Origin of the sequence: Pseudomonas sp. Irchel 3A7 (assembly GCF_900187565.1) — a bacterium.
Taxonomy (GTDB): domain Bacteria; phylum Pseudomonadota; class Gammaproteobacteria; order Pseudomonadales; family Pseudomonadaceae; genus Aquipseudomonas.
In genome coordinates, this window is the sequence record NZ_FYED01000015.1 from 118,696 (window position 1) to 140,179 (window position 21,484).

General features: G+C 61.2%; 18 protein-coding genes. 13 read left to right on the forward strand and 5 right to left on the reverse strand.

The window, feature by feature from the left end; translation table 11 throughout:
- Nucleotides 1-17: 17 nt before the first annotated feature.
- A complete protein-coding gene (ptsP, locus tag CKW21_RS23700; protein WP_095196325.1) occupies nt 18-2,297 on the forward strand; it encodes a phosphoenolpyruvate--protein phosphotransferase in 2,280 nt (759 codons plus the stop codon).
- 131 nt (nt 2,298-2,428) lie between these two features.
- Here the strand turns inward: ptsP and CKW21_RS23705 are convergent, their stop codons facing one another.
- Entirely contained in the window at nt 2,429-3,175 is a 747-nt protein-coding gene (locus tag CKW21_RS23705) for an NRDE family protein (protein ID WP_095196326.1), read from the reverse strand.
- 123 nt (nt 3,176-3,298) lie between these two features.
- On the opposite strand from CKW21_RS23705, the gene CKW21_RS23710 reads away from it, so the two are divergent.
- The 3 genes from CKW21_RS23710 to CKW21_RS23720 all read left to right on the forward strand — a co-directional run bounded on the left by CKW21_RS23710 (nt 3,299) and on the right by CKW21_RS23720 (nt 6,010).
- On the forward strand, nt 3,299-4,081 hold the full coding sequence (locus tag CKW21_RS23710) for a sulfite exporter TauE/SafE family protein (RefSeq protein ID WP_095196327.1): 783 nt from the start codon (nt 3,299-3,301) through the stop codon (nt 4,079-4,081).
- A 96-nt stretch (nt 4,082-4,177) separates the two neighbouring features.
- Nucleotides 4,178-4,990, forward strand: a complete 813-nt coding sequence (gene lgt / locus CKW21_RS23715) for a prolipoprotein diacylglyceryl transferase (protein WP_095196328.1) — start codon at nt 4,178-4,180, stop codon at nt 4,988-4,990.
- A 48-nt stretch (nt 4,991-5,038) separates the two neighbouring features.
- Nucleotides 5,039-6,010 carry a thymidylate synthase gene (locus tag CKW21_RS23720; RefSeq protein WP_095196329.1) on the forward strand — a complete coding sequence of 324 codons (972 nt, stop codon included), beginning with the start codon at nt 5,039-5,041 and terminating at the stop codon, nt 6,008-6,010.
- 124 nt (nt 6,011-6,134) lie between these two features.
- Here the strand turns inward: CKW21_RS23720 and cadR are convergent, their stop codons facing one another.
- On the reverse strand, nt 6,135-6,584 hold the full coding sequence (cadR, locus tag CKW21_RS23725) for a Cd(II)/Pb(II)-responsive transcriptional regulator (RefSeq protein WP_007987649.1): 450 nt from the start codon (nt 6,582-6,584) through the stop codon (nt 6,135-6,137).
- Between the two features lie 85 nt (nt 6,585-6,669).
- Here cadR and CKW21_RS23730 point away from each other — a divergent pair, with 85 nt between their 5' ends.
- From CKW21_RS23730 to CKW21_RS23760, 7 genes are all read left to right on the forward strand, one after another.
- Entirely contained in the window at nt 6,670-8,925 is a 2,256-nt protein-coding gene (locus tag CKW21_RS23730) for a heavy metal translocating P-type ATPase (RefSeq protein ID WP_095196330.1), read from the forward strand.
- Nucleotides 8,926-8,941: 16 nt separating this feature from the next.
- Nucleotides 8,942-9,805, forward strand: a complete 864-nt coding sequence (locus CKW21_RS23735; RefSeq protein ID WP_095196395.1) for a LysR family transcriptional regulator — start codon at nt 8,942-8,944, stop codon at nt 9,803-9,805.
- 221 nt (nt 9,806-10,026) lie between these two features.
- The gene (locus CKW21_RS23740) at nt 10,027-11,094 is read left to right on the forward strand and encodes a putative 2-aminoethylphosphonate ABC transporter ATP-binding protein (RefSeq protein ID WP_095196331.1); all 1,068 of its coding nucleotides are present in this window, start codon (nt 10,027-10,029) and stop codon (nt 11,092-11,094) included.
- Nucleotides 11,094-12,818 carry a putative 2-aminoethylphosphonate ABC transporter permease subunit gene (locus CKW21_RS23745; RefSeq protein ID WP_095196332.1) on the forward strand — a complete coding sequence of 575 codons (1,725 nt, stop codon included), beginning with the start codon at nt 11,094-11,096 and terminating at the stop codon, nt 12,816-12,818. Before CKW21_RS23740 ends, CKW21_RS23745 begins: the two co-directional genes overlap by 1 nt.
- Nucleotides 12,819-12,857: 39 nt before the next feature.
- Nucleotides 12,858-13,883, forward strand: coding sequence for a putative 2-aminoethylphosphonate ABC transporter substrate-binding protein (locus CKW21_RS23750; protein ID WP_095196333.1), 1,026 nt, complete (start codon nt 12,858-12,860; stop codon nt 13,881-13,883).
- Nucleotides 13,884-14,019: 136 nt separating this feature from the next.
- On the forward strand, nt 14,020-14,586 hold the full coding sequence (locus CKW21_RS23755; RefSeq protein ID WP_095196334.1) for a phosphonate degradation HD-domain oxygenase: 567 nt from the start codon (nt 14,020-14,022) through the stop codon (nt 14,584-14,586).
- Nucleotides 14,587-14,671: 85 nt separating this feature from the next.
- Nucleotides 14,672-15,094 carry a hypothetical protein gene (locus CKW21_RS23760; protein ID WP_095196335.1) on the forward strand — a complete coding sequence of 141 codons (423 nt, stop codon included), beginning with the start codon at nt 14,672-14,674 and terminating at the stop codon, nt 15,092-15,094.
- A gap of 117 nt (nt 15,095-15,211) precedes the next feature.
- Here CKW21_RS23760 and CKW21_RS23765 read toward each other — a convergent pair whose 3' ends face one another.
- Both CKW21_RS23765 and CKW21_RS23770 read right to left on the reverse strand, forming a co-directional pair.
- Nucleotides 15,212-16,588: a GTPase/DUF3482 domain-containing protein gene (locus CKW21_RS23765; RefSeq protein ID WP_095196336.1), complete on the reverse strand. Its 1,377-nt coding sequence runs from the start codon at nt 16,586-16,588 to the stop codon at nt 15,212-15,214.
- Nucleotides 16,581-17,951 (reverse strand): DUF2868 domain-containing protein, encoded by a 1,371-nt coding sequence (locus CKW21_RS23770; RefSeq protein WP_095196337.1) that lies wholly within the window; start codon nt 17,949-17,951, stop codon nt 16,581-16,583. The genes CKW21_RS23765 and CKW21_RS23770 overlap by 8 nt, the downstream gene beginning before the upstream one ends.
- An 85-nt stretch (nt 17,952-18,036) precedes the next feature.
- Here CKW21_RS23770 and CKW21_RS23775 point away from each other — a divergent pair, with 85 nt between their 5' ends.
- Entirely contained in the window at nt 18,037-18,549 is a 513-nt protein-coding gene (locus CKW21_RS23775; protein ID WP_095196338.1) for a dihydrofolate reductase, read from the forward strand.
- 115 nt (nt 18,550-18,664) lie between these two features.
- Here the strand turns inward: CKW21_RS23775 and CKW21_RS23780 are convergent, their stop codons facing one another.
- Entirely contained in the window at nt 18,665-20,056 is a 1,392-nt protein-coding gene (locus CKW21_RS23780; protein ID WP_095196339.1) for an L-cystine transporter, read from the reverse strand.
- A 239-nt stretch (nt 20,057-20,295) separates the two neighbouring features.
- On the opposite strand from CKW21_RS23780, the gene CKW21_RS23785 reads away from it, so the two are divergent.
- Nucleotides 20,296-21,351 carry a phosphorylcholine phosphatase gene (locus CKW21_RS23785; protein ID WP_095196340.1) on the forward strand — a complete coding sequence of 352 codons (1,056 nt, stop codon included), beginning with the start codon at nt 20,296-20,298 and terminating at the stop codon, nt 21,349-21,351.
- Nucleotides 21,352-21,484 lie beyond the last annotated feature (133 nt).

Sequence of the window (21,484 nt, forward strand, 5' to 3'; positions counted from 1 at the left end):
GAGTTCGACCCCGAGCCATGCTCAATACGCTGCGCAAGATCGTCCAGGAAGTTAACTCCGCCAAGGATCTCAAGGCGGCGTTGGGGATTATTGTGTTGCGCGTCAAAGAGGCCATGGGCAGCCAGGTCTGCTCGGTCTACCTGCTCGATCCCGAGACCAACCGTTTCGTGCTGATGGCCACCGAGGGCTTGAACAAGCGCTCGATCGGCAAGGTCAGCATGGCCCCCAATGAAGGTCTGGTCGGCCTGGTCGGCACGCGTGAAGAACCCCTGAACCTCGAAAACGCCGCGGATCACCCGCGCTACCGCTACTTTGCCGAAACCGGCGAGGAGCGCTACGCCTCGTTCCTCGGGGCGCCGATCATCCACCACCGTCGCGTCGTCGGCGTGTTGGTCATTCAGCAGAAAGAACGCCGCCAGTTCGATGAAGGTGAAGAAGCCTTCCTCGTGACCATGAGCGCGCAACTCGCCGGGGTTATCGCCCACGCCGAGGCCACCGGTTCGATCCGTGGCCTGGGCCGTCAGGGCAAAGGGATTCAGGAAGCCAAGTTCGTCGGCGTGCCGGGCTCACCAGGTGCGGCGGTCGGCACCGCGGTGGTCATGCTGCCACCGGCCGACCTGGATGTGGTTCCCGACAAGACCATCAGCGACATTGAAGCCGAACTCGGGTTGTTCAAGACCGCGATCGAAGGTGTGCGCGCTGACATGCGCACCCTGTCCGCCAAGCTCGCCACGCAGTTGCGCCCTGAAGAGCGCGCGCTGTTCGACGTCTACCTGATGATGCTCGCCGACGAGGCGTTGGGCAGCGAAGTGACCACCGTGATCAAGACCGGGCAGTGGGCCCAGGGCGCCTTGCGCCAGGTGGTCACCGATCACGTCAACCGTTTCGAGCTGATGGACGACGCTTACCTGCGTGAGCGTGCATCGGACGTCAAGGACCTGGGGCGTCGCCTGCTCGCGTACTTGCAGGAAGAGCGTCAGCAAACCCTGGTCTACCCCGACAACACCATTCTGGTCAGCGAAGAGCTGACGCCGGCGATGCTCGGCGAGGTCCCGGAGGGCAAGCTGGCCGGTCTGGTTTCAGTACTCGGCTCCGGCAACTCCCACGTGGCGATCCTGGCACGCGCCATGGGCATCCCGACGGTGATGGGCCTGGTCGACCTGCCGTACTCCAAGGTCGACGGCATCCAGATGATCGTCGACGGCTACCACGGCGAGGTCTATACCAACCCGAGCGACGTGCTGCGCAAGCAGTTCGCCGAAATCGTCGAGGAAGAAAAACAACTGGCCCTGGGGCTCGATGCGCTGCGCGATCTGCCCTGCATCACGGTCGATGGGCATCGCATGCCGTTGTGGGTCAACACCGGCCTGCTGGCGGACGTGGCGCGGGCACAGAAGCGCGGCGCCGAAGGTGTCGGCCTGTACCGTACCGAAGTGCCGTTCATGATCAACCAGCGTTTCCCGAGTGAAAAGGAACAGCTGGCGATCTACCGCGAGCAGCTCGCCGCGTTCCACCCGCAACCGGTGACCATGCGTACCCTGGACATCGGCGGCGACAAGTCGCTGTCGTACTTCCCGATCAAGGAAGACAACCCGTTCCTCGGCTGGCGCGGCATACGCGTGACCCTGGACCACCCGGAAATCTTCCTGGTGCAGACCCGTGCCATGCTCAAGGCCAGTGAAGGCCTGAACAACCTGCGGATTCTGCTGCCGATGATCTCCGGCACCCATGAACTGGAAGAGGCCTTGCACCTGATCCACCGGGCTTGGGGTGAAGTGCGCGACGAAGGCTGCGACGTGCCGATGCCGCCGGTTGGCGTGATGATCGAGATTCCGGCGGCGGTGTACCAGACCAAGGAACTGGCGCGGCAGGTGGACTTCCTGTCGGTCGGCTCCAACGACCTGACCCAGTATCTGCTGGCCGTGGACCGAAACAACCCGCGGGTGGCCGACCTCTACGACTACCTGCACCCGGCGGTGCTGCAAGCCCTGCAAACCGTGGTGCGTGACGCCCATGCCGAAGGCAAGCCGGTGAGTATCTGCGGCGAGATGGCCGGTGATCCGGCGGCGGCCGTGCTGTTGATGGCGATGGGTTTCGACAGCTTGTCGATGAACGCCACCAACTTGCCGAAAGTGAAGTGGATGTTGCGCCAGATCAACCTGAGCAAGGCCAGGGAATTACTGGCTGAGCTGATGACCATCGACAACCCGCAAGTGATCCACAGCTCGCTGCAACTGGCGCTGAAGAACCTCGGGTTGGCGCGGATGATCAATCCGGCGGCGATCAAGCCCCACTGAATCCGCGGCGCCCCCTTCGCGAGCAGGCTCGCTCCCACACTTGATCTTCAATGTTCACAAATCCTGTGTTCACCGAAGATCCCTGTGGGAGCGAGCCTGCTCGCGAAGAGGTCCGAGCTGACAGCAACGATCTAAAGCAGAATCTCCACTTCCCCAAGATGCCCGCCATACGGCCCGAAACTCCGTTCGACCATGTGCCGCGTGCCGTCCGCCCGCACAATCAACGCCGTACTCGCCCGAGTCCCATAACTCTGGCTGGCAATGAACACGCTCGACAGCAGCGTCTCGGTGGCCAGCCCAACGCCCGTATCCGGCAGATCGGCAAAGGGTGCTTGCTGGGCATCGCTGAGCAACGCCAGCAGTGCCTGAGGTTGCGGATCGTCCAGCACTTCGTTCAATGCAGCCTTGGCTTTGAGCAGTTTCGGCCAGGGCGTATCCAGCCCGGCGTTCGACAGCCCATAAACCCCGGGAGGCAGCATCACGGCTTCCGATTCCCGGGCATTGAAGTGCCAGAGCTCATGGGGATTGCCAACCAGCAGGTTAAAACCGCCGTATTCCGGTGAACGTGCGACAACGTCGGCTAAATAGTCATCGATCGGCATTTCGCCAGCGAGGAAGCGTGCCACCAGCTCACCTCGGGACTTGCGCCCTGGTGGTCTATGGGGATCGCGGATGTTGGTCAGTGCGGCAAACCGCCCTTTGGCGCTGACGCCGAGCCAGGTGCCCCCGGCCTCCAGGTCGCGGCCGGCGTGCACCTGTGGTGCTTCGGGCCATGGCGCCAGCGGCAGGCTGGGGCGGGCATAGAACTCGTCGCGGTTGGCCGCCACGATCAGCGGCTGGGCATGACCCGGTCGCCAGGCGAAAACAATCAGGCACATAAGGTGGTCCTTGTGTGTTTTTTTACCCACTCTACGCAGTCAGGGTGCGGGTATCCATCGCCATCCAGTGGAGCCCGAGGCCATGCATCCGTTACCATGCCGCTCCGGTTTTGGGGATGCACCATGGAATTTCTGCTCTATCTGGCGCTAGGCGCCTGCGCAGGCGTGCTGGCCGGGTTGTTCGGGGTCGGTGGCGGGATCATTATCGTCCCGGTGCTGGTGTTCAGTTTCAAGGCGCAAGGTTTCGATCCGTCGATCCTGACGCACCTCGCGGTCGGTACATCGCTGGCGACGATCATCTTTACTTCGGTCAACGCCGTGCGCGAGCACCATCGCCGTGGCGCCGTGCGTTGGCCGATCTTCGTGTGGATGACCGTCGGCATTCTGCTCGGTGCCGGATTCGGCGCCCTGACCGCCGAAGCGATCTCCGGACCCAACCTGCAAAAGATCATCGGTGTGTTCGCCCTGGTGATCGCCGCGCAGCTGGCGCTGGACCTCAAACCCAAGGCCAGTCGAACCGTGCCGGGTAAAGTCGGGCTGACTGTGGCCGGTAGCGTAATCGGTTGGGCCTCGGCGATTTTCGGGATTGGCGGTGGTTCGCTGACCGTGCCGTTCCTGACCTGGCGCAGCGTGCCGATGCAACAGGCGGTGGCGACCTCGTCGGCGTGCGGCCTGCCGATCGCGTTGGCAAGTGCATTAAGTTTCATGATTCTGGGCTGGCACGATCCCCTGTTGCCGGCCCATAGTCTCGGTTTTGTTTATTTGCCGGCAGTGCTGGGCATTGCCCTGACCAGCATGGTCTTTGCCCGCTTCGGTGCGCGACTGGCACACAATCTGTCGCCAAAGTTGCTGAAAAGACTGTTTGCCGCTTTGCTGTTCTGCGTTGGTCTGAACTTTCTAGTCTGAAGCATCTGTTCTGACGCGCAGCGCAATCCTGGCTTAATCCTGAGGTGACAGCGTCGCCCGGGAATTTGAAGATTTGAACGCTAATAAGGAGTCGCAATGCTGCCTTACCCGCAGATCGACCCGGTGGCCCTGGCCATTGGTCCGCTGAAAATTCACTGGTACGGGTTGATGTACCTGATCGGCATCGGCGGCGCCTGGTGGCTGGCGTCACGCCGGTTGAACCGCTTCGACCCGACCTGGACCAAGGAGAAACTCTCCGACATGGTGTTCTGGATGTCGATGGGGGTAATCGTCGGCGGGCGCCTGGGTTATGTGCTGTTCTACGATCTGCATGCCTACCTGGCCAACCCGACGCTGATATTTGAAGTGTGGAAGGGCGGCATGTCGTTCCACGGTGGCTTCATCGGCGTGATGCTGGCGGCGCTGTGGTTCGGCAAGAAGAACAACAAGTCGTTCTTCCAGCTGATGGACTTCGTTGCACCGATGGTGCCGATCGGCCTGGGTGCCGGGCGCATCGGCAACTTTATCAATGCAGAGCTGTGGGGCAAGGCGACCGATGTGCCATGGGCGATGATTTTCCCACCGTTCAGCGACCCGGCGCAGTTGCCGCGTCACCCGTCGCAGTTGTATCAGTTTGCACTGGAAGGCGTGGCGCTGTTCCTGATCCTGTGGTTGTTCTCGCGCAAACCGCGGCCAACCATGGCGGTGTCGGGCATGTTCGCGCTGTTCTATGGCATTTTCCGTTTCATCGTCGAATTCGTCCGCGTGCCGGACGCGCAACTGGGCTATCTGGCCTGGAACTGGCTGACCATGGGTCAGGTCTTGTGCGTGCCGATGATCGTCGGTGGTCTGTTCCTGATCTGGCTGGCGTATCACCGTGCTCCGGCCACTCCAGCGGCAGCCGTATAAATTCGAACCCCGCAGCGATGGCTGCGGGTTCAAGGACACAGGTAACTCATGAAGCAATATCTCGAACTGGTCGCCCACGTCATCAAGAACGGCACCAAACAGGCCAACCGCACCGGCGTGAATACCATCAGCTTTCCCGGCGCGATGCTGCGTTATGACCTGCAGGAAGGTTTCCCGGCGATCACCACGCGCAAGATGGCCTTCAAATCGGCCATCGGCGAGATGTGCGGTTTTCTGCGTGGCGTGAACAACGCCGCCGAGTTCCGTGCGCTGGGCTGCAAGGTCTGGGACCAGAACGCCAACGAAAACGCCCAGTGGCTGGCCAACCCGTTCCGTCAGGGCGAAGACGACCTCGGCGAAATCTACGGCGTGCAATGGCGCAAATGGCCGGCGTACAAGCAGATCCCGGTCAGCAACCCGGCCGCCATCGAGCAGACCCTGAAGCAAGGCTACCGTCAGATCGCCGAAGGTGAGGAAGACGGCCTGGCCTACGTGGTGCTGTACAAGGCCATCGATCAGGTTCGCCAGTGCGTCGACACCATCATCAAGGACCCGGGCAGCCGCCGCATCCTGTTCCACGGCTGGAACGTCGCCCAACTCGATGAAATGGCCCTGCCGCCGTGCCACTTGCTGTACCAGTTCCACCCGAATGTCGAGACCAAAGAGATCTCTTTGACGCTCTACATCCGCTCCAACGACTTGGGCCTGGGCACGCCGTTCAACCTCACTGAAGGCGCCGCGCTGTTGAGCCTGATAGGTCGCCTGACCGGTTACACGCCGCGCTGGTTCACCTATTTCATCGGCGACGCCCACGTCTATGAAAACCACCTGGACATGCTCAACGAACAGCTAAAGCGCGAGCCGTTCCCGATGCCGAAACTGAAGATCTCCGACCGCGTGCCGGAGTTTGCCAAGACGGGTGTTTATCAGCCTGAGTGGCTGGAATTGGTCGAGCCGGGCGATTTTTCGCTGGAAGGCTACGAGCACCATGCGCCGATGACGGCGCCAATGGCGGTATAAAGACAAATCGTAAAACCTGTGGGAGCGAGCCTGCTCGCGAAAGCGGTGGATCAGTCAACGTTAATGTTGAATGGCTGATCGCTTTCGCGAGCAGGCTCGCTCCCACAGTGGTTTTATAGTGTTCTCAGTGGCCATGACTGCGGCCCACATGGGAATGCTCCACCTCGGTCGCAACGACCCCGCCACTTACCTCCAGCCGCTGCAAAATCCCGCATTGATCGATATCCGGCCCTTCGCTGCAGCGTTGGCGCAGGTCGAGCAGTTGTGTCTGGAGCGCCAGCAACCCATCGATCCGCGCCTTGACGTGGTGGATGTGCTCGTCGATCAGCGCGTTGACGCTTTCGCACTGGTCCTGCGGGCTGTCGCGAAAGGCCAGCAGGCTGCGGATTTCTTCGAGGGTCATGTCGAGGGTGCGGCAGTTGCGGATGAAGGTCAGGCGCTCGGCGTGGGCCTGGGTGTAGACACGATAGTTGCCGTCGCTGCGTGCCGGTTCCGGCAGCAGGTTTTCGCGTTCGTAATAGCGGATTGTTTCAACTGCACAATCCGTGAGTTTCGCCAGCTCTCCGATCTTCATGACGACGATCTCCAAAAAGGGTGCTTGACCCTATAGTGGCTACAGGGTCTTTACTTGGCAACAGGCACTTTTATGGACGAAACCCATGAGCGATTCCCTGCACTCCCACAAACCCGAAGATGCTTGCTGCAGCACATTCAAACCCGTGAAGCCTCATGTACAGGGTGGCCATGGTGATACTTGCTGTTCGTCGAAAGTCGCAACGCCCGCGCTGATCCAGTTGAGCGAGGCGCCCAGTGCCGATGCGCGGCTGAGCAGTTTTCGCATCGAAGCGATGGACTGCCCCACCGAGCAAACGCTGATTCAGAACAAGTTAGGAAAACTGACTGGCGTGCAGCAGCTGGAGTTCAATCTGATTAATCGGGTGCTGGGTGTCACGCACAACCTGACGAGTACCGCGCCGATCATCGACGCCATCAAGTCCCTTGGCATGCAGGCCGAGCCGCTGGATCAGGGCACCGAAGCACCGGCAACGACACCGGGGAAAAAGCCCTGGTGGCCGTTGGCGCTGTCCGGTGTCGGTGCTCTGGTGGCGGAAGTGATCCACTTCACCAGTGCCGCGCCGAACTGGGTAGTCGCGGTTATCGCATTGATCTCAATCCTCAGTGGCGGCCTTGGCACCTATAAAAAGGGCTGGATCGCCCTGAAGAACCTCAACCTGAACATCAACGCACTGATGAGCATCGCCGTGACGGGCGCGATCCTGATCGGGCAGTGGCCGGAAGCGGCGATGGTGATGTTCCTGTTCACCGTGGCCGAGTTGATTGAAGCCAAATCCCTGGATCGCGCACGTAACGCCATCAGCGGCCTGATGCAGATGACCCCGGAACAGGCGACGGTGTTGCAGGCCGACGGTAGTTGGGCCGCGCAAGACGTGAAAACCATCGACCTTGGTGCGCGGGTACGGGTGCGGCCCGGCGAGCGTATCGGTCTGGATGGCGAGGTGTTGGCGGGCAATTCGACCATCGATCAGGCGCCGATTACCGGTGAAAGCCTGCCGGTGGAGAAAACGGTTGGCGACAAAGTGTTCGCCGGCACGATCAATCAGGCCGGCTCACTGGAATATGCCGTGACCGCCGCGGCGAACCATTCGACCCTGGCGCGGATCATCCACGCCGTTGAACAAGCCCAGGGCGCGCGAGCGCCGACCCAGCGATTCGTCGACAGCTTCTCGAAAATCTACACCCCTGCGGTGTTTATCCTGGCCCTGGCGGTGGCGGTGATTCCGCCGCTGTTCATGAATGCTCTGTGGTTTGACTGGATCTACCGCGCTCTGGTGTTGTTGGTCGTCGCCTGTCCTTGTGCCTTGGTGATCTCCACTCCGGTGACCATCGTCAGCGGCCTCGCGGCAGCGGCACGCAAGGGCATTCTGGTAAAGGGCGGCGTTTATCTGGAAGGCGGCTACAAGCTCGATTATCTGGCCCTGGACAAGACCGGCACCCTCACCCATGGCAAACCGGTGCAGACCGATTACCTCTCGCTCGATCCCAACGCCGATGCATCGGCCCCGGTGATTGCCGCGGCGTTGGCCGGTCGTTCGGATCACCCGGTGTCGCGGGCCATCGCCAACGAGGTTGTGGATAAACAATCGGCGCCGCTGGCTGTGGATAACTTCGAGGCCCTGGGCGGGCGCGGGGTGCGCGGCGAGATCAACGGCAAGCTCTACCATTTGGGCAACCATCGCTTGGTCGAAGATCTGGGCCTGTGCTCGCCGGCGCTGGAAGACAAGCTGTTCGCCCTGGAGAAACAGGGCAAGTCGGTGGTGCTGTTGCTCGATCAGTCCGGCCCGTTGGCGCTGTTTGCCGTGGCTGACACGGTGAAGGCGTCCAGCCGCGAAGCGATCCGGCAACTGCACGAGCTGGGCGTCAAAACCCTGATGTTGACCGGCGATAACGTCCACACCGCCCAGGCGATTGCCGCGCAGGTCGGCATCGATCAGGCACAGGGTGACCTGCTCCCGACCGATAAGCTGCAAGCCATCGAAGCGCTTTATGCACAAGGCCACCACGTCGGCATGGTCGGCGACGGCATCAACGACGCCCCGGCGCTGGCGCGTTCGGAAATTGGTTTCGCCATGGCCGCCGCCGGCACCGATACCGCCATCGAGACCGCCGATGTCGCCCTGATGGACGACGATCTGCGCAAAATCCCAGCCTTCATCCGTCTGTCGCGGCAGACATCGAGCATCCTCAAACAGAACATCGCCCTGGCATTGGTCATCAAGGCGATCTTTCTTGGGGTAACCTTCGCCGGGCTCGCTACCATGTGGATGGCAGTGTTTGCCGACATGGGCGTGAGCCTGTTGGTGGTGTTCAACGGTTTGCGCCTGCTGCGCAAATAGAAGAAGAGGGATGGTTGTGCTGAGTGCCGAGCTGAAGGCGTTTTACATGGTTGCCCGCCTGGGCAGCATTACCCTGGCAGCGAAAAAGCTCGGCCTGAGCCAGCCGACGGTGACGACTCAGATTCGCAACCTCGAAAGCCAGTACTCGGTGGAACTGTTCTACCGTGGCGGGCGCCGTCTCAGCGTCAGCGACGAAGGGGCGCGCCTGCTGCCGATGGTCAAGGCGTTGATGCAGCAGGAAGCCGACATCGAGTTTTTCCTGCGTAACAGCGGCCAGGGTCAAGGCACATTGCGCATCGCCGCCACGGCGCCGTATTACATCCTCGATCTGGTGAAGACCTTTCGCGAGCGCTTGCCGCAGGTGGAGGTGTCGGTGGAAATCGGCAACTCCCAGCAGGTACTCGAAGCGCTGGAGGAATACCGGGTCGATGTCGCGGCGTCGTCGCAGTTGCTGGAGGATGCGCGGTTGATCCGGCGGGTGCTCGGCAGCGATCCGCTGGTGCTGGCGGTGCATCGCAATCATCCGTTGGCGGTCCACGACCATGTACCGCTCAGCGCGCTGGCCGGACACACATTGTTGATGCGCGAACCGGGCTCGACTACCCGGCGCATGACCGAAGAGTTGCTGGCCGGCGCCGGAGTGGGTGTCGGGCCGTTGCTGGAGATCGGCAGCCGCGAGTCGATCCGCGAAGCGGTGTTGCGCAACATCGGCATCAGCCTCATCGCCCGCCAGGAAGTGCCCCACGATCCACAGTTGCGGGTGCTGAGCATCGAGAATGCGCCCTTGCTGCCGGAGTATTTGTATTGCCTCAAGGAGCGCAAAAACGCGCGGTTACCGGCGGCGTTTCTCGGGGTGGCGCAGGAAATGTCTCCGGCCTGAGATTTCGATTGCCTATGCTGGCCTCATCGCTGGCAAGCCAGCTCCCACAGGATTGTGCACGACTTGTGGGAGCTGGCTTGCCAGCGATGGCGGCAGATCAGACAACACAAAACTTGAACCAAAAATCCCGAATACCACTATCGGCCGATTTTGCCTCACTGCCACATGACGGACGCATTACAACTCTAGGATGGCCTTCATCTGTTAGATGAGGTCCGTCCATGAACAATTCGATCCTGACCAATCCCGGCGCACCCATGAAAGTGCGCGGCGTGCACAAGCGTTTTGGCGCCTTCACTGCACTGGACAACGTTTCCCTCGACGTGGCGGCCGGTGAGTTGGTCTGTCTGCTCGGGCCGTCCGGTTGTGGCAAAACCACCTTATTGCGTTGCATCGCCGGTCTTGAACGGCAGGACCGCGGCGAGTTGTACCTGGGCGACCGTGACGTTTCCCACCTGGCCCCGCAGGCTCGGGACTACGGCATTCTGTTTCAGTCCTACGCGCTGTTTCCCAATCTCACCGTCGAAGCGAACATCGCCTACGGCCTGGCCGGCAGTGGTCGCGATGAAGTGCGTCAGCGTGTCGGGCAGATGCTCGAACTGGTCGGCCTGAGTGGCAGTGAGAAAAAGTACCCGGGCCAATTGTCCGGTGGTCAGCAGCAACGGGTCGCGCTGGCTCGGGCCTTGGCACCGGCGCCGTCGTTGTTGCTGCTGGATGAACCGATGTCGGCCCTCGACGCCCGTGTCCGCGAGCACCTGTGTACCGAACTGCGTCAACTGCAACGGGAGCTCGGCGTTACCACCCTGATGGTCACCCACAATCAGGACGAGGCCATGCTGATGGCTGACCGCATCGCCGTGATGAACAACGGCAAGGTCGAGCAGTACGCCACGCCGCAGGACATCTACAACCGCCCGGCCACGCCATTCGTGGCGGAGTTCGTCGGCCAGGGCAACTGGTTGCCGTTCCACAGCGGCAGCGACAGTCACGCCCGGGTCGGCGGGATGAACCTGCGCCTGGCCGAGGGCAGCGCCAAGACCGCCTCGGGCCGTTTGTTCTGCCGCCCCGAAGCCATCAACGTCAACCCCGTGGTGCACGAAGAAAACCTGTTCCCGGCCAAGGTTCGCGAAATCACCTTTCTCGGCAACCGCTGCCGCATGAGCTTCGAGCTCGATCAACTGCCGGGTCACGCTTTACTGGCCGAACTGGCACCGGACGCCATGCCACGTCTCGGTGCGCAGCAGATCATGGTTGCCTTGCCACCGCGCAGCCTGCAGGTGTTTGCCTGATGAGCGCGAACATCGCGCTGCCGCTACCGCGCAAGCAGGTGCGGCCAGTCTCTCGTGCCGAGATCGGTGATCGGCTGTTTGTGGTTGGCGGCAAAGTCCTGTTGCTGGTGTTGCTCGGCGTCGCTGTATTGATGCCGTTGCTGGCCATTTTCTGGCGCGGTTTCAGTTCCGAAGCCGGGCAGGGCGGTGGCTGGCTGGCGGCGCGGGAATTGATGACCAGTGCCAACTTTCACTGGCTGCTGGGCAACAGCCTCAAGGTATCCCTCAGCGTCGCGGCCATTGTCGTACCGCTGGCCTATCTGTTTGCCTACGCCCTGCAACGCACGCTGATTGCGGGCAAAGGCATCTGGCGCGGGATCTCGTTGCTGCCACTGATGGCGCCATCGATGCTGCCGGGCATCGCACTGGTTTATCTGTTTGGCAATCAGGGCATGCTGCGCGGTTTACTCTCGGACAATATCTACGGCTTCTGGGGCATTGTGCTGGGGGAGGTCATCTACACCTTCCCACACGCCTTGATGATTCTGCTGTCAGCCCTGTCCCTGGCGGATGCGCGTCTGTTCGATGCCGCGTCCAGCATGGGCGCCGGTCCGGCTAAAGCGTTTCGCAGCATCACTTGGCCGGCGACGCGCCAGGCGGTATTCGCCGCGTTCTGCCTGGTGTTCACCTTGACCATTACCGACTTCGGCGTGCCCGTGGTGGTCGGTGGCGACTATCAAGTGCTGGCGCTGGAAGCCTACAAAGCCGTGGTCGGTCAACAGCAGTTCGGTCGCGGTGCCTTGATCGGCATGGTGTTGCTGTTGCCGGCGCTGTTCAGCTTTGGTGTCGATGCCTGGTTGCGTCGGCGTCATGGCGACTCCATGAGTGGCCGCGCCCAAGTCTTCAAGCCGGCGCCGTCGAAGCTGCGCGACGGCTGTTACCTCGCCATCGTGCTGCTGATTTGCGCTGCGTTGCTGCTGGTGTTTGGCATGGCAGTGTTCTCGTCGCTTGTGAAATTCTGGCCATACAACCTGTCGTTGTCTTTGAACCACTACCAGTTCAACGACACGGCGGGCGGTGGCTGGCTGGCCTACGGCAACAGCGTGAAGATGGCGTTGTGCACGGCGCTGATCGGCAGCGTGCTGATCTTCACCGGTGCCTACCTGATGGAAAAAACCAAGGGCCAGCGCGGACTGAATCTGACCCTGCGCATGCTCAGTTTCGTACCGATGGCGGTACCGGGTCTGGTGCTTGGCCTGGGTTATGTCTTCTTCTTCAACCTCACCGGCAATCCGCTGCACGTGCTCTACGGGACCATGACCCTGCTGGTGGTCTGCACCATTGCTCACTATTTGACCACCGCACAAATGACTGCGACCACCGCATTGCGCCAGCTCGACGCTGAGTTCGAAGCGGCCGCACTGTCGCTCAAGGCGCCGCTGTACCGGCATTACCTGCGGGTCACCGTGCCGATTTGCCTGCCAGCGCTGCTGGACATCGTGCGCTACCTGTTCGTTTCAGCCATGACCACCGTCTCGGCAGCGATCTTCCTTTACAGCCCCGACACCATCCTCGCGGCGGTGGCGGTACTGAACATGGACGACGCCGGCAACGTCGGCGGCGCGGCGGCGATGTCGACCCTGATTCTGTTCACCTCGGCAGGCGTGTCCCTGCTGCTGGCCTGGGCTTCGCGCGGCTTGCTGCGCCGTTCGCAGGCCTGGCGGCAGACCACGCCCGGTCATTGACTCCGTACACACCCCTCAACTCAAAAACAGGAAAAGATCATGTTCAAGCCTATGGCCCTGGCCGCCGCTGTCCTCACCGCTTTCAGCCTGAACGCCTTTGCGGCGAAAACCGAGTTGACGGTGTACACCGCCCTCGAAGCCGAACAACTGAAGACCTACAAGCAAGCGTTCGAAAAGGCCAACCCGGACGTAGAAATCAAATGGGTACGTGATTCCACCGGCATCATCACCGCCAAGCTGCTGGCGGAAAAGGCCCGCCCTCAGGCTGACGCGGTCTGGGGCCTGGCCGCTTCGAGCCTGGCCATCCTCGACCAGCAAGGCATGCTGCAAAGCTATGCGCCGAAGGACCTGGGCAAAATCGGCGGCAACTACCGCGATGCCGCCAACCCGCCAGCGTGGGTCGGCATGGACGTCTGGGCCGCGACCATTTGCTTCAATACCGTCGAAGCCGAGAAGCAAGGCCTGACCAAACCGGTGAGCTGGCAAGACCTGACCAAGCCTGAGTACAAGGGCAAGATCGTCATGCCTAACCCGGCTTCGTCCGGTACCGGTTTCCTCGACGTCAGCGCCTGGTTGCAGACCTTCGGCGAGAAGCAGGGCTGGCAGTACATGGACGACCTGCACCAGAACATCGGCCAGTACGTTCACTCCGGCTCCAAGCCCTGCAAACTGGCAGCGGCGGGTGAATTCCCGATCGGTATTTCCTTCGAGTATCCGGCTGTGCAACTGAAGCGCCAGGGTGCGCCGTTGGACATCATCCTGCCGAAAGAAGGGCTGGGCTGGGAGATCGAAGCGACTGCCGTGATCAAGGGCACGCCACATGAAGACGCGGCAAAGAAACTCGCGGACTTCTCGGCCAGTCCTGAGGCGATGGAGTTGTACAAAGAGAACTTCGCCGTACTCGCCCAACCGGGTATCGCCAAGCCGCAGACCGAATTGCCGGCTGACTATGAGCAGCGTTTGATCAAGAACGACTTTGCCTGGGCGTCGAAGAACCGAGACGAAATCCTGACCGAGTGGCGCAAGCGCTATGACGGCAAGTCCGAGAAAGTGGCGGCCAAGTAAGATCTTCATCGTTTGACAGGGCCTCTTCGCGAGCAGGCTCGCTCCCACAGTGGGATGTGGTCACCTGTGGGAGCGAGCCTGCTCGCGAAAGCGGTCTACCATTCAACGCAAATCCCACTTCATCGAGAGATTTCTGATGAACCACAACGAACAGGTAGTCGCCAAGGTGTTCGCCCTGTACGAACGCTTCGGCGACAGCGATTACATCGGCGAGCCGGTATCGCAGATCGAACACATGTCCCAGGCCGCGCAGTGTGCAATGGCCGAAGGCTTCGATGACGAAGTGGTGCTCGCCGCGTTTTTCCACGACATCGGGCATATCTGCGCCGAAGGCGCCGAAAACATGGGCGGTTTTGGTGTTGTCAGCCATGAACGGCTGGGCGCCGATTACCTGCGCAGCGCTGGTTTCAGCGAGCGCATGGCGCGTTTGGTGGAGTATCACGTTCAGGCCAAGCGCTACCTGACGCTCAAGGAGCCGGGGTATTACGAGCGTTTGAGCGAGGCCAGCCGCCGGACGTTGGCGTATCAGGGTGGGGTGATGACGGCTGCCGAAGCTGCGGCCTTCGAGCAGGACCCGCTGTGCGACGTCAGTCTGCGCATGCGGCAGTGGGATGAGCAGGCCAAGGAGATGCATGTGCCGCTGATTGATCTCGATATGCTGAAGCGCAAGGCGGTCGGCGTCTTGTCACGCGAGGTTTGCTGAACGGTCCTACGTTAATTGACGAAGCGTTGCATGGATCGCCTTGTTGGCAGGGCTCAAGCTGAGCTTTTCACAAGGAGGAAAATGGATGCGCTATCTAAAAGTGATCGCTCAGGATCGAAGCGACGGTGGGGCGGCAGATACGCTTCGGTTTCAGTTTTTTGAAGATGAACAATGGAAGCGTGACGCGACGGACGACGAAATTCGGCGGCTGAGTACCTTTGGCACTAACTACTTGAAATGCAGATGGTTCAACGCCGGTGAAGGCGAGGAGCGGCATCTGCGAATGTTCTCGCTGAACCCTACTGGCGATGGCTCACCGGAGTCGGTGCGATTGCATTTCCATGAAGGCCCGATCATCGCCTACAAGGCAGCGGTTCATGATCTCGACAACGATGGCGCGTTCGAGATCGTGCTGTGCTCCGATGTGGATAACGACGGCCACGCTGATCGCACGGATCGGACTCGGGTCAATGCGTTGGTACGAGAGTTTCTGAAGATCGGGTGGTAGTTTTCGGCTCTCGATTTGAGGTGTGCACTTCGCGAGCAGGCTCGCTCCCACAGGGGAATGCGGTCAACTGTGGGAGCGAGCCTGCTCGCGAAGGGGCCGGTCCATACACCGCAGCTCTTACAGTTGCTGCGCCAATGTTTCAACCTGCTCCTGCCGCTCCGCCTGATTCAACTTCGCATGTGTATTGAGCGACGACCACTGCGGATGTGCCCGCGCCTTGTTCAGGGCTTCGGGCAACTTGCCTTCGCGCCAGGATTTGTCCTGGGGCGTGGCCACCTGGATGCTGTCCATCGCCGCGTGACCACGGGCGTCCAGCGCTTGCAGCAGTTGCCGCTGGCGCAGGGCCAGCAGCCGCAGCACTTGATCATCGACAGTCAGTTCACGCTGGCCTTTGATCTTGCCCAACAGCCGGCTGCCATAACTGCGCGCGGTTTGCAGGGCGCCACCGGCGATGGCCCCGGCCAGTGCTGCAGCGCCGAGGGTAATTCCACCCACCAGCAAGTCGACCCCGGCACCGGCGGCCGCGCCGGCTGCGATCCCGCCGCCGACCCGCACGCCCAATTGCTTGAGGGTTTCGGGATTGAACAGGTCATCGCCCCAACGGCCGTCGAGCAGCGGCAAGTCGCTGGCCGCCGCGTCTTGTGGGCGGAAGGCATAGAGCTTGAGCAGGGCTTCGACGCAACGCTGTTCCCGTTGGCGAACGGCTTTGCGCAGTTCGCCGATGGCTTGCTGTTCCTGTTCGGCATCGCTGACCACGCTGCGGCGGCAGGCGGCGCAATCGATCAATAATTCGGCTATCAGACGCGCCGCACTTTGTTGGCGGGCAAGGCGTTGAGCCTGTTGATCGGCAATCAACCGCTCAAGTTGCGGACGAGCATGTTCCAGCAGGAGTGCGAGGCTTTCATAGAGTCGGCGCTCGCCATCCTCCGGCGGCGCGACGCTGTCGAATCGCACCAACGCATGCAGGCCCAGGCGCGCCAGTGCTTCACGCCACGCCGGTTCGCGGTGATTGGCGCTGCTGACGAAATTCAGCACCGGCAGCAGCGGCTTGCCACACCCAGCCAGCACTTCCAGTTCGTCACGGTACTTGGCCAGCACCGGTTCGCGGGCGTCGATCACGTAGAGCCCGGCATCGCAGGTCAGCAGTTGCCGCAGCACCTTGGCTTCCTGTTCGAAACGCTGCCGCGCTTCGCTGCCTTCCAGGAACCGCGTCAGTCGCGCCGGGCCGTCGAGGCGTTCGCCGGGGCGCTCCAGGCGTTCGAGGTAATCGAGCAGGGCGATGGCGTCTTCCAGGCCGGGTGTGTCGAACAAGTCGAGCAAGGGTTCGCCGTCCACCGACAAGCGCGCACCCTCGACATGGCGCGTGGTGCTGGGGCGATGGGAGACTTCGCCGAAGCCGACATCGCGGGTCAGGGTTCGCAGCAACGAGGTTTTGCCGACGTTGGTGTGGCCGACCACGGCGAGTTTGAGAGGCCCGCTTCTGATATTAGTCATGACCCGTCTCCAGCCAATTCAGCGGCGCACAATCGGCAAACGGCAGCTCCAACTGTTGCAGTGCTGCATGCCAATCACCAAGGCGGTCGGCATCCAGCGCTTCGCCGGGCGGCGGTTGCAGCAGCCATACGCGAGTGGCGCTGGCGCTGCGGGCCAGTTCGGCGATCAGCGCCAGGCTGCCGCGATCCGGCGAACGCTGTGGATCGCAAGCGATGGCCAGGCGGGCCGGGGGGAAGCGGCTGAGCTGTTCGAGGAGTTTGTGTCGCGATTCACGGCTGTCGAGAATACCGGCGTTGCTCACATTCTTCGGCAATTGCGGTGGCCACGGGCGTTGGTCATCCAGCTCGATGGCCACCAGCAGCGCGCCGTCGCTTTGTGCTTCGCTGACACCGCTTTGGACCCGATGCAGTTGCGCAGGCGCTTCATCGCTGATGCCCAGGCGTTCGCTGGTGGGCATCAGGCGTTCGCGCAGTTGCGCATAGCCAGGCAGGTTTAAATCCAGACGTAGCGCCGCTTGGCCGGTTTTCCAGCGCCACAGGCAAAACAACGCCAGCAGCAGTCGAGGTATGACGCCGTAGGCCAGCAGCATACCGACCAGCCAGGCGGCCCAGGCCTGGCGGGCGCTTTCGATGTTCAGCGCGGCATCGCCACTGGCGCGGATCATTTCCACGGTCGGGACGCTGAAACCGAGCAGGGCCGGCAGGGCGCCGAGGCCTTGGGTCATGGTGATAAAGGTGTCCGCGCCGAGGATGGTGGTTTCCCAGACAAAACCGTAGCGCCGGGTGGCCATGAGCGTCAGCAGCATCACCAGTGCACAGAGCATCGCCAGTAACCACAGGCCGTTGACCAGCACGCCGATGGCCCAGCGATTGAGTTTCTGCCGTTGCAGCAACAAGAGCAGGGCAGGTGCCAGTTGTGCGGCCTTGGCGTCGCGGGCGAGCTTTTCGCTGAGCCATAACCACAGACGTCCAAGGCTGGCGCCGTGCTCGCCGGCAAACACCAGACCGATCGCCCAGCTCAGCAGCAGAATCAGATTGAGCCCGAGCAGACTGCCCAAAGCCCAGAACACATTCACCGGCGTCTGGCCGTCACCCAGTGCAGCAAATGCCAGGCCGGCGCCACTGACCACGGCCAGCACCGCCAGTACGATCAACGCCAGTCGTGCCCCTTGAAGCCAATGCTTGAGCGCAGCGCCCAAGCCATCCCGTTCGGCCAGCCACAGGGCTCGGCGTTGAATGCGTGTCGGCAGGTCGCCGCCCGCGCTGCGGGCCAGGCGATTGGCTTCCAGGTCTTCCAGGGGACCTGCATGTTCTTCGCGCAGGCGGATGGTTTCTGTCAGCCAGAGGTTATTCAGTTCAGTCACGCGGCATCCCGTCGCTTAATTGAGCTGTGAGCATAACCGCTGTGGCGCTTATCGGGGAAAGCGAGGCTCTGGTATCCTCGCCGGCATGACTAAATCACTCCCCCTCAGCCTGATCGCAGCCCTCGGTGAAAACCGTGTGATCGGCATCGACAACAGCATGCCCTGGCACTTGCCGGGGGACTTCAAATACTTCAAGGCCACTACCCTGGGCAAGCCGATCATCATGGGTCGCAAGACCTGGGATTCCCTCGGTCGTCCGTTGCCGGGGCGCTTGAACATCGTAGTCAGCCGTCAGACAGATCTGGTGCTGGACGGCGCGGAGGTTTATCCGTCGCTGGAAGCCGCCGTGGTTCGCGCCGAGCAATGGGCGAAAGAGCAGGGCGTCGATGAGCTGATGCTGATTGGCGGGGCGCAGTTGTATGCGCAGGGGTTGGCGCAGGCTGATCGGTTGTATTTGACGCGCGTGGCCCTGAGTCCGGAAGGGGATGCGTGGTTTCCGGAGTTTGATTTGAAGCAGTGGAAATTGGTTTCCAACATCGAAAATCCGGCAGTAGATGACAAACCGGCGTACAACTTCGAGGTTTGGGAAAAGGCCTGAGAGCATCGCTGGCAAGCCAGCTCCCACAGTGACCAAGGTGAACCACAAATTGTGTGAACACCTGCAATCCCTGTGGGAGCTGGCTTGCCAGCGATAGTGGTCTGTCAGGCGCCGTTCAAGCGTGCGCCAACGCCGAATGCTCATCCGCATCCAGCAATTTTTTATCCGTCTGCTGCATCACCTGGCTGGTAATCGCACCGGCCGTGATCGAACCACTGACGTTCAGCGCCGTACGCCCCATATCGATCAACGGCTCGACGGAGATCAGTAGCGCCACCAGTGACACCGGCAAACCCATGGCCGGCAACACGATCAGCGCGGCGAAGGTCGCGCCGCCGCCTACCCCGGCCACACCCGCCGAACTCAAGGTCACAATCGCCACCGATGTCGCGATCCACAGCGGGTCCAGCGGATCGATGCCCACGGTCGGCGCCACCATCACTGCCAACATCGCCGGGTACAGACCGGCACAGCCATTCTGGCCAATGGTCGCGCCGAACGATGCGGCGAAGCTGGCGACGGACTGCGGAATACCCAAACGGCTGGTCTGCGCTTCAATGCTCAACGGGATCGTCGCCGCGCTCGACCGGCTGGTGAAAGCAAACGTCAGCACCGGCCAGATCTTGCGGAAGAAGCGCAGCGGATTGATCCCGGCCGCCGACACCAGCAGGCCATGGACGACAAACATCAGGCCCAGGCCGATGTAGGAAACCACCACGAAACTGCCGAGCTTGATGATGTCCTGCAGGTTGGAACCGGCGACGACTTTGGTCATCAGCGCCAGTACGCCGTAGGGGGTCAGCTTCATCACCAGGCGCACCAGACGCATCACCCAGGCCTGCAGGGTGTCGATGGCGTTGATCACTTTCTGACCTTTTTCCACGTCATCTTTCAGCAGTTGCAGCGCCGCGACGCCGAGGAAGGCGGCGAAGATCACCACGCTGATGATCGACGTCGGTTTGGCCCGCGCCAGGTCGGCGAACGGGTTTTGCGGAATGAACGACAGCAGCAATTGCGGCACATTCAGATCAGCGACCTTGCCCGCATAGTCAGTCTGAATGGTTTGCAGACGCGCCATTTCCTGGGTGCCGGCCACCAGACCTTCGGCGGTCAGGCCGAACAGGTTGGTCAGGCCGATGCCGATCAGCGCCGCGATGGCAGTCGTAAACAGCAGCGTGCCGATGGTCAGGAAACTGATCTTGCCCAGCGACGAAGCGTTGTGCAGACGCGCCACGGCACTGAGGATCGAGGCGAACACCAGCGGGATGACGATCATTTGCAGCAGTTGCACATAACCGTTACCCACCAGATCGAACCAGCCGATCGAGGCTTTCAGCACCGGATTGCCGGTGCCGTAAACAGTGTGCAGCGACACACCGAACACCACGCCCAGCACCAGTGCGAGCAGGACCTTTTTTGCCAGGCTCCACGTCGTGTGACGGGTTTGCGCCAGGACGAAGAGCAAAGCGAGGAACACCAGCAGGTTGAGAATCAGCGGCAGATTCATTGGAACTCCCATTAGACATGTGCCAACTGCCTTCCGGGGCAGCTGCGAACCGGCAAGCCTAACAGCTTGATTTCCAATGAATTAATATCAAAAACGTCTTGAAACTGTCGTTTTTGGAATAAGCGTGTGTCGCTTTTGGGAATACGGCTGGCGCGATAGGCACGTTGGCGGTCGCTGACGGACGAGGACTGTCACACTTATTTGTTAGCGTCGATGTCTTTCACTCAGGGAGAAAGTCGATGAAGTTAGCACCGAAATTACTGGCTGCAGCTCTTTGCCTGGGCCTTGCCGGCCAGGTACTCGCCACGGATCTGAAACACTGGCCTGCCGATCAGGCCAAGGCGCTGGACGCGATGATCGCCGCCAACGCCAACAAAGGTAACTACGCGGTGTTCGACATGGACAACACCAGTTACCGCTACGATCTCGAAGAGTCGTTGCTGCCGTTCATGGAGAACAAGGGCCTGATCACCCGCGACAAACTCGACCCCTCCCTGAAACTGATGCCGTTCAAGGACACCGTCGACCACAAGGAAAGCCTGTTCAGCTACTACTACCGCCTTTGCGAACTCGACGACATGGTTTGCTATCCATGGGTCGCCCAGGTGTTTTCGGGCTTCACGCTCAAGGAACTCAAGGGCTATGTCGATGAGTTGATGGCTTCCGGTAAACCGGTGCCGGCCACTTACTACGAAGGCGATGTGGTCAAGAAGCTCGACGTCAACCCACCGAAAATCTTCACTGGCCAGCAAGAGCTGTACAACAAGCTGATGGAGAACGGCATCGAGGTCTATGTGATGACCGCCGCCTCCGAAGAACTGGTGCGCATGGTCGCGGCCGATCCGAAGTACGGCTACAACGTCAAACCGCAGAACGTGATCGGCGTGTCATTGCTGCTCAAGGACCAAAAGACGGGCGAACTGACCACCGCGCGCAAGCAGATCACCGCCGGCAAGTATGACGAGAAGGCCAACCTCGGCCTGGAACTGACCCCGTACCTGTGGACTCCGGCGACCTGGATGGCCGGCAAGCATGCCGCGATCCTGACCTACATCGATGAATGGAAAAAACCGGTCCTCGTCGGCGGCGACACCCCGACCAGCGACGGCTACATGCTGTTCCACGGTGTCGACGTGGCCAAGGGCGGCATCCACCTGTGGGTCAACCGCAAGGACAAGTACATGACCCAGATCAACGGCATGATGGCCAAGAACGCCGCGGCCCAGGCCAAGGAAGGGCTGCCGGTGACGGCGGACAAGAACTGGGTGATCGTGAAGCCTGAGGAAATTCAGTAAGACCGAGGTGCTCCCACCGCGAGCACGCTCGCTCCCGCAAAGGTTTCGGTTGAAACACAAATTGTGTGAACTCCGACGATCCCTGTGGGAGCGGGCTTGCCCGCGAATGCAGTGTGTCAATCAACATCAATGC